7 protein-coding genes are annotated in these 8606 nt (G+C 35.0%); all 7 read left to right on the top strand.

The features are described 5' to 3' along the window. The first annotated feature begins 165 nt into the window (after positions 1–165). On the top strand, positions 166–1473 hold the full coding sequence (hisS, locus tag ACOX6R_RS02645; RefSeq protein ID WP_433446953.1) for a histidine--tRNA ligase: 1308 nt from the start codon (positions 166–168) through the stop codon (positions 1471–1473). 120 nt (positions 1474–1593) lie between these two features. Beyond that, positions 1594–3429: a translational GTPase TypA gene (gene typA / locus ACOX6R_RS02640; protein ID WP_433446951.1), complete on the top strand. Its 1836-nt coding sequence runs from the start codon at positions 1594–1596 to the stop codon at positions 3427–3429. Between the two features lie 24 nt (positions 3430–3453). Further along, positions 3454–4917 carry a cardiolipin synthase gene (gene cls / locus ACOX6R_RS02635; RefSeq protein WP_433446950.1) on the top strand — a complete coding sequence of 488 codons (1464 nt, stop codon included), beginning with the start codon at positions 3454–3456 and terminating at the stop codon, positions 4915–4917. Further along, a complete protein-coding gene (locus ACOX6R_RS02630) occupies positions 4914–5456 on the top strand; it encodes a SprT-like domain-containing protein (protein WP_433446948.1) in 543 nt (180 codons plus the stop codon). The genes cls and ACOX6R_RS02630 overlap by 4 nt, the downstream gene beginning before the upstream one ends. Before the next feature lie 8 nt (positions 5457–5464). Then, positions 5465–5683: a hypothetical protein gene (locus ACOX6R_RS02625; RefSeq protein WP_433446946.1), complete on the top strand. Its 219-nt coding sequence runs from the start codon at positions 5465–5467 to the stop codon at positions 5681–5683. A gap of 125 nt (positions 5684–5808) precedes the next feature. Next, a complete protein-coding gene (locus tag ACOX6R_RS02620) occupies positions 5809–6417 on the top strand; it encodes a hypothetical protein (RefSeq protein WP_433446944.1) in 609 nt (202 codons plus the stop codon). Next, positions 6396–8600, top strand: a complete 2205-nt coding sequence (locus tag ACOX6R_RS02615) for a DUF3160 domain-containing protein (RefSeq protein WP_433446942.1) — start codon at positions 6396–6398, stop codon at positions 8598–8600. Before ACOX6R_RS02620 ends, ACOX6R_RS02615 begins: the two co-directional genes overlap by 22 nt. The last annotated feature ends 6 nt before the right edge of the window (positions 8601–8606 follow it).

Here is an 8606-nt window from a genome sequence, read left to right as displayed (position 1 = left end):
AAGTTTAAAATATTTTTTGTGACGAAAATTTTTAATTTTATTTAGGTACCAAAAATTAAAAATAAAAGACAAACTTTCATTTGATACCGAAGAAAAGTATGAAAATATTTTTTGATTATGTTAAAATAATAATAACATTAAATATTTTAAATTAGGAGTGATATTATGAGTATTGTGAAACCTTCAACTCTTCCTGGTTTTATGGAATTATTGCCAGAAGATCAAATTCTTTTTAACAAGATGCGCGACATTATTAGAGAGAATTTTGAAAAACATGGTTTCCTTCCAATAGATACACCAATCATCGAGAAGTCTGAAGTACTTCTTGCAAAAGGCGGTGGAGAAACTGAAAAACAAATCTATAGATTTGAAAAGGGATCGACTGATATGAGTCTTAGATTTGACCTTACTGTTCCACTTGCAAGATACACTGTACAGCACTTTAACGACCTATCTTTTCCTTTTAAAAGATATGCAATAGGAAAAGTTTATCGCGGTGAAAAAGCTCAAAAAGGAAGATTTAGAGAGTTCTATCAATGCGATATTGATACAATTGGAAATGGAGAACTTTCTCTCGTAAACGACGCGGAGTTTCCAGTTGTAATCTATCACACATTTAAAGATTTGGGATTTAGCGAATTTACAATTCACATAAACAACAGAAAAATTTTAAAGGGATTCTTCTCATCTCTTGGTATAGAAGATTCAACTGATGCACTAAGAGCAGTCGATAAGCTCGACAAAATTGGAGAAGAAGAAGTTAAAAAAGAACTCGTGACAACTGGAACTACAGAAGAAGCTGCCGAAAAAATAATTGATTTCATAAAAATCGACGGAAGTATTGACGAAATTATAAAAGCACTAAACGAACTTGGAATAGAAGATGAAATCTTTAAAGAAGGTCTTGATGAAATCACACAAGTAGTTGGTTATGTAAGGGACTTTGGAATCGATGAAAACTGCTTTGACATAGACCTTAAGATTGCTCGTGGCCTTGACTACTACACTGGAACAGTTTATGAGACAACTCTTGATAATTATCCAGAAATAGGATCAGTTTGTTCAGGCGGAAGATACGAAAACCTTGCAAGTAATTACACTGACATGATTCTTCCAGGAGTTGGGCTTTCAATTGGTCTTTCAAGACTATTCTATCAATTAAATGAAGCAAAAATTATAAAGAGCGAAAAGAAATCTCTAATCGATCTATTAATTATTCCAATGGACGAGTGCATTTCTGAGGGGATTAAACTTGTTTCTGAACTTCGTGAGAACGGAATACGTGTAGATATTTATACAGAATTTGCAAAACTTAAAAAGAAATTCAAATACGCAGACCAAACTCAAGTGCCTTATGTAATAGTAGTTGGCGAAAACGAGATTAAGAACAGAGCTTATTCACTTAAGAACATGATAACTGGAGAACAAGTGGACATTTCTTTTGACGATTTAGTTCAAAAATTCAAAAAATAATTCTTAAAGTAAGTATTTTTTATTTTTAAAGTGCAAGTGATATTGCACTTTTTTTATTTAAAGATTAAAATATAATACAGATTAAATTAAGGTTTTACAAGTTTTACAAGAAGAAGAGGGATGAATTTGTACAGAGAAGATATAAGAAACATTGCTATTATTGCCCACGTTGACCACGGTAAGACTACACTTGTCGATGCTCTTTTAAAGCAATCAGGAGTTTTTAGAGAAAATCAACAAGTCGACGATAGAGTAATGGACTCAAACGATATTGAAAGAGAAAGAGGAATCACAATCCTTTCAAAAAACACTGCCGTTAATTACAATGGCACAAAAATAAATATTATCGACACACCAGGACACGCCGACTTCGGAGGAGAAGTTGAACGTGTTCTTAAAATGGTAAACGGCGTAGTGCTACTTGTCGATGCTTTTGAAGGTCCAATGCCACAAACTAAATTCGTTTTGAAAAAAAGTTTTGAGCTAAACCTTCCAGTAATTGTCTGCATTAATAAGGTAGATAGACCAGAAGCAAGACCAGAGGCTGTAGTAGATGAAGTTTTAGATTTATTTATCGAGCTTGGAGCAGATGATGACATTTTAGATTGTCCATTTGTATTTGCATCAGCAAAACAAGGCGTTGCAGCACTTGACCCAGACGACGAGATGACTTCAATGAAGCCACTATTTGAGACAATTTTAAAATATATTCCAGCACCAGAAGATAAAGACGATCTTCCATTTAAGCTTTTAATTTCTACAATCGACTACAATGAATACATTGGTAGAATTGGTATCGGCAAAATCGAGCAAGGTGTGATTAACGAAAATTCACAAATGGTTATAACTAATAAACAAATGCCTGATTACAAAGAAAATGTTAAAATTGCACAACTTTATGAATTTGAAGGACTAAATAGAGTTGAAGTGGAAGAATCTAGATCAGGTTCAATCGTCGCAATAACAGGCATTGAGGATATAAATATTGGAGATACTATATGCTCTGTTGATGATACAGAACCTCTTGAATTTGTAAAAATATCTGAACCTACTATTTCCATGGAGTTTAAAGTTAACGACTCACCTTTTGCAGGTCGCGTAGGTAAGTTTCTTACTTCAAGACAAATTAGAGCAAGACTCTTTAAAGAACTTCAAACTGATGTTGGACTTAGAGTTGAAGAAACTGACTCAACAGAAACATTTAAAGTAAGTGGTAGAGGAGAACTTCACTTATCAGTTCTAATCGAGAACATGAGACGTGAAGGATATGAGTTCCAAGTATCAAAGCCACAAGTTCTTTTTAAATATGACGAAAACGGCAAAAAGCTTGAACCAGTTGAAAGAGTTACAATCGACGTTGAAAGTACTTACGCCGGAAGTGTAATTGAAAAACTTGGAAGAAGAAAGGGCGAGCTTGTTAACATGCTTGAGCCTAAGGGTGGATACCAAAGACTTGAATTCTTAATTCCTGCAAGGGGACTTATTGGATACAGAACTGAATTTATGACTGACACAAAGGGAAGCGGAATTTTAAATTCAATTTTTGAAGGTTATGTGCCTTACAAGGGAGAAATTCCAAGAAGAGTTAATGCTTCCATCGTATCTTTTGACACAGGGACTGCACTAACTTATGGACTTCACAACGCACAAGACCGTGGTATATTATTCGTAGAACCAGGCGAAGAAGTTTACGAAGGACAAGTAGTTGGCGAAAGTCCAAAGGGCGTAGAAATCGAAGTTTCTGTAACAAAGGCAAAGAAAATGTCAAACGTAAGAGCCTCAGGATCTGACGAAGCACTAAAACTTTCTCCAATAAAGAACATGAGTCTTGAAGAAGCTCTTGAATTTATTGAAGATGACGAACTTATTGAAGTTACACCTACTGAGTTTAGAATTAGAAAGAAAATATTAAACTCTCAACAAAGATATAAATCAAAGAAAAATAGACAAAATTAAAATTAGATTACTGAGGTGATTTATTTGCTCCATAATTATCTAGAAGTTATAAAAAACTTCGCACAAGTCTACTCGATTATATTCATATTCAATGTACTTGTGTCCATGTTTATAATTGTATTTGACAACAAAAAGCCTATATCCACACTTCTATGGGTAATGGCAATAAACTTCATCCCATTTATTGGATTTATTCTCTATATATTTATTGGCCAAGACTTATCTAAGTCCAAGATGTTCGATGGAAAGTCAAAAGCGGATAAGATGATTGAGCACGGATTCACATCTCAGCTTAATGATATTAAAAACGGAGTCTTTAAATACTCTAACGAAAGAACAAAAAAATATGTCAACATGATTGAGATGTTTAATAGAGCCGAGGGAGAGCTTCTATACACTCACAATGATGTAGAGATATTTAACGATGGCGAAGAAAAATTTAAAAAACTCTTTGAAGATTTAAGAAATGCAAAGCACACAATTTATGTTCAGTACTACATCTTTAAATCTGATAAAATCTCAACTGAATTTATGGAGATATTAAAGGACAAGGCTCGAGAGGGCCTTGATGTGTATCTCTTAATCGATGGCATGGGTATTCGAAACATGACCATAATAGACAGAAGAAGGCTTAGAAAAGCTGGAGTAAAACTTGCCATATTCTTCCCAGGACTTATCATAAAGATTAACACACATATCAATTATAGAAATCACCGCAAAATTGTAGTAATTGACAAGAGAATAGGTTATGTTGGTGGATTTAATGTAGGAGATGAGTATGTGTCTCGTGGCAGGATGGGATACTGGAGAGACACTCATCTTAGAATTGTCGGACCAGCTGTAAATGGACTTGCGTGGAGATTCTTTTTAGATTTTAAATTTGCATCAGATGAATACACAAAAGGATTTACGACAGAGTTTTTTGACGAAGATACTGGAAACATCGACATGAATATTGTAACATCGGGCCCAGACACAAAGGCTGACTCTGTGAGAAATGGTTACGAGAAATTAATTACAAACGCGAGAAAAGAAATTTATATCCAAACTCCTTACTTTGTACCTGATGAGGGACTTTTAAAATGTCTAAAAGTTGCGGCTCTTAGCGGAGTAAATGTAAATATAATGTTTCCTGCAAAGAAGGACCACTTATTCGTTCACTGGGCATCACTTTCATTTTTGGGAGAGCTCCTTCAGTGGGGAGTAAATGTATATCAATACGAAGGTGGATTTTTGCACACAAAAGTCGTAGTAAGCGACGACTACTTATCAAGTGTTGGAACTGCAAACTTTGACATAAGATCCTTCGAGCTAAATTTTGAAGTAAATGCCTTTTTATACGACGAAGAAATCAACAAGACTCTAAAAGATCATTTCATCGAAGACATGAAATTTTCGACAAAGATTACTCCTGAGCTCTATGAAAAGAGATCAAATATAACAAAGGTAAGAGAGTCGTTCTCAAGGCTCTTATCACCACTACTATGATGGATATAGTAATCGAAAAGAAAAAGATAAAAAATATTATAATTAGAGTCGAAGATGGCGTGATAAAAGTTTCTTGTCCAAAATATATGACAAAAGATGAGATTCATGGCATAATAAATAAAAACAGGGAAAATATAGAAAAGCTAAGGATAGATAGCGAAAACAAAGAGAGGTACAAGAACCATCTCTTCGGCAAAAAGCTTCCCACTGATGACGAGAAAGAAGTGGAAGAAATTTATAGAAGAGAGCTTCCAAAAGTTTTAGATGATATTTTTGATAAATATTTTAAAATGACAGGCCTTGGTCCATGCGAGTACAAAATTAGGAAGATGAAAATAAGATGGGGCACTTGTTATCCAACAAGGGGACTTATAAATATAAATTTAAAAGTTTGTGAGAGGCCCATTAAACAGATTGAGGCAGTTGTGCTTCATGAGATTATTCATCTTAAATACGCATATCACGATAAAACTTTTATCAGTGAGTGCGAGAAGTATATGCCAGATTATAGAAGTGTTGAGCGCGAGCTTAAGTGTTAGGTGATTAAATGAAAAAATTTATGCGAGGATTATTAATATTTTTTGCCATAGTAATATTTATGAATATATTTCACATTTCTGTATTTGTTGGCAACACGAAGATTGACAGATACTTCGTCGTGGAACAATTTGAAAAATTAAACGGAAAAGACATAGCAGATAAAGCGCGCGACATTGGAAGTGGCGTAAAAAATAAAGTCGATAAAGTTGTGGAAAGCACGAAGTGATGTAAACTTTATAATTATAAAATTTAGCACGAGCAGTCGTGCTTTTTTTGTGCAAAAATTATATTAACTTTAAATTTTTAAAATGCCTTTTTTAATTTATTCCATTAAAATGTTATAATAAAATTATGATATATTTATTTATTTTACTTATTCTCATGACTTCTTGTGTTAAGAGCGATGAAGTTTTAACTGCAGAAGGCGGTGGAATTTCTGCTGAGATACTTATTTCAAAATCACAGGATATTATTAAAATTAAAGACGACAAAGACACACTTGAGCTTGACATAAGCGAGCTAAATCCGTGGAAAGTTCAATTTGCAAATATTGACGGAGGCGAGGTGGAGCTTGCCCTTGGCGTTTATAAAAAATCTCCCTACCACGACGAGATGGTAAAGAGACTTTTTTTATACAATGTAGATTTTAAAAATAAAAGACTAAAGCCAAAGGTAAGGATTAGCAGGCTTTCAAATCCCTTAGTCGACTTTATAATGTATGACATTGACGGCGACGGCTTTGATGAAATTGTCTCTATTGAAAAAGATATTCGCGGCAAATTTAATCTAAACGGTTACGACTATGTAAATTCCTTTGTGTTCGAAAAGAATTACATGAGCAAAAAGCTCGATACAGAGCCAGAGTTTGCCTATGAAAGTGGAACTATTAAAGTAAAAGGTGAGGAATATAAAATTTATTTGGAAAAAGGAGAGATAAAATGGCAAAGAAAAAATATTTAATAATTGCAGCGCTTCTTTTAAGTTTAGTTGCAGTTGCCTGCGACAAAAATAAGTCTTCTGGCAAAGAGGAAGTTGCACAAATTGAGATGAGCGATACGGCTTTTCTCGACGAGATGGAAAGGGACTCTGTGAAGCTTCATTTTGCAAAATCAGATATAAAACCTCAGGTGCCAGATTATAATGTAGAGGCAGATTTGTCCAACGTTGACAACTTAAAAGACTTTGGCGAGTTTACCGATGAGCAGAAAAGAGATTTGGCAGAAAACGGATTTATGATTGCGAGTACAAAAAATGTAGAAGGCTACGATAGTGGCGAGGAGTATCAATACGATCAAATTCACCAAATTTACGAAGAAAATGAGTACAAGGGCATCCCGTCCTTTGTTACAACAGACTCTGTAACTCATATCTTCCATATTTTCTACGACAACTTCCTAAGAAATTTGGAAAAGGAAGAACTTTATCCTCAGCTTAAAGAATTTAATCAAAACTTGTTGGCGACAAATATTGATATTTATAACCACTTGGATAATACTTATCTAAAAGATTTGCAACTTAAAAACATTGCACTTTTAGCAACAGGCGCAAAGCTATCTGATGTGGAAATGGTAGAGACTCCAAAAGAGGCAGAGGAGCTAATTAATGGTGAGATTGAAAATATAAAAAACGAGACTCAAATTGAGTCTGAAATTACCAAGAAAAAAGTGGACTACTCACAGCTAAAGCCAAGAGGTCACTACACAAGAGACGAAGACTTGGAAAAATATTTTAAGAATACTATGTACTACGGTCAGATGGGATTTTTCCCTAAATCTCAAGAAGGTTATGACAAGGACATACTCCTTCAGTCCCTTCTTTTAACTTATAGCATCTACAATAGCGACAATGCCCTAAAGTCATGGGAAAATTTAGTTGGACCAATGGACTTTTTAGTTGAGAGCGCAGACGACTTGTCCGCGAGGGAGTATGCAAGAATTCTCTACGGAGTTTATGGAAAAGATTTGGACATAAATAAGCTCGATGATTTGGATAAACTTGATATGGCTTATGCTGAAATAGAAAAACTTCCAGATCCACAAATTGCAGGATTTATGGGAAAATCTTTTAGACTGATTCCACAAAGAAGAGTACTAGATAATGTATTTATGCAAAACACTGTGGACATTGCAAAAGACGGAGCGCCATCAGATAGACCAATTTACTCAGGACTCGATCTAATGAGTACTTTTGGCAACAAGCTTGCCCGCGAAATTCAAAAAAATGATACATATAACGACCACTGGGACGAGTACCAAGATAGAATCGACGAAAACATTAAAGCCTTTGAAGCGATGAAGGACGAAGACTGGCAAAAGAATTTGTATCGCGGTTGGCTATGGATGCTATCTTCATATAACAAAGAATACGAAGAAGGCTATCCAATGTTTATGAGAAATGAAGCTTGGCAGAAGAAGGACTTGGTCTCAGCACTTGGTTCCTACGCAGAATTAAAACACGACACAATTCTCTACGGAAAATCTGTAATGGCAGAGATGGGTGGAGGAATGGAACCAGATCTTAAATCCTATGTCGAACCAAATTTAGATTTATACGAAAAACTCGCGTGGTTAATCGACTACACTAAGCTGAACCTTAAGGACAGAGAAATTTTAAGCGAAAAGAACGAAGAGAAGCTAAATAATTTTAAAGATATGGTGGATCTTTTAGTCACTTGCTCAAAGAAGGAATTAAATAACGAAACTTTGACAGATGAAGAATATCAGTCACTTCAATTCATAGGGGGCTGGATGGAGTCACTGATGGTTGACTTTGTTGAGTCACAAGATGAATATGGAATTAGTCACTGGTTTGAAATTTCAAATCCAGAGGACAGGAGAATGCCAATTGTTGCAGATCTAATGAGAGTTGCTCGAAATTCTGTTGGGCTACCTGAGGGTGAGATATTTTCAGTTGCAACAGGAAAGCCTGCAGAAATTTATGTAATCTATCCAGTAGGCGATAAGCTCGTAATGGGTCGAGGCGGAGTATTCACATATTATGAATTCTTGGATGAAAATAGACTTAACGACAAAGAGTGGCAAAAAATGGTCTTTCATGACGAAAAGGACTATCCAGCATGGTATAAAGATTTAATTAGAGAGCCAAAGGCTGAATTTGAAGGTGGAGATTTGGGCGAGTGGTAAAAGTCG

Source organism: Peptoniphilus sp., assembly GCF_050943655.1.
Taxonomy (GTDB): Bacteria; Bacillota; Clostridia; order Tissierellales; family Peptoniphilaceae; genus Peptoniphilus_A.
Note: the sequence above shows the minus strand (reverse complement) of the source record. Positions and strands in the feature narration are given on the sequence as shown.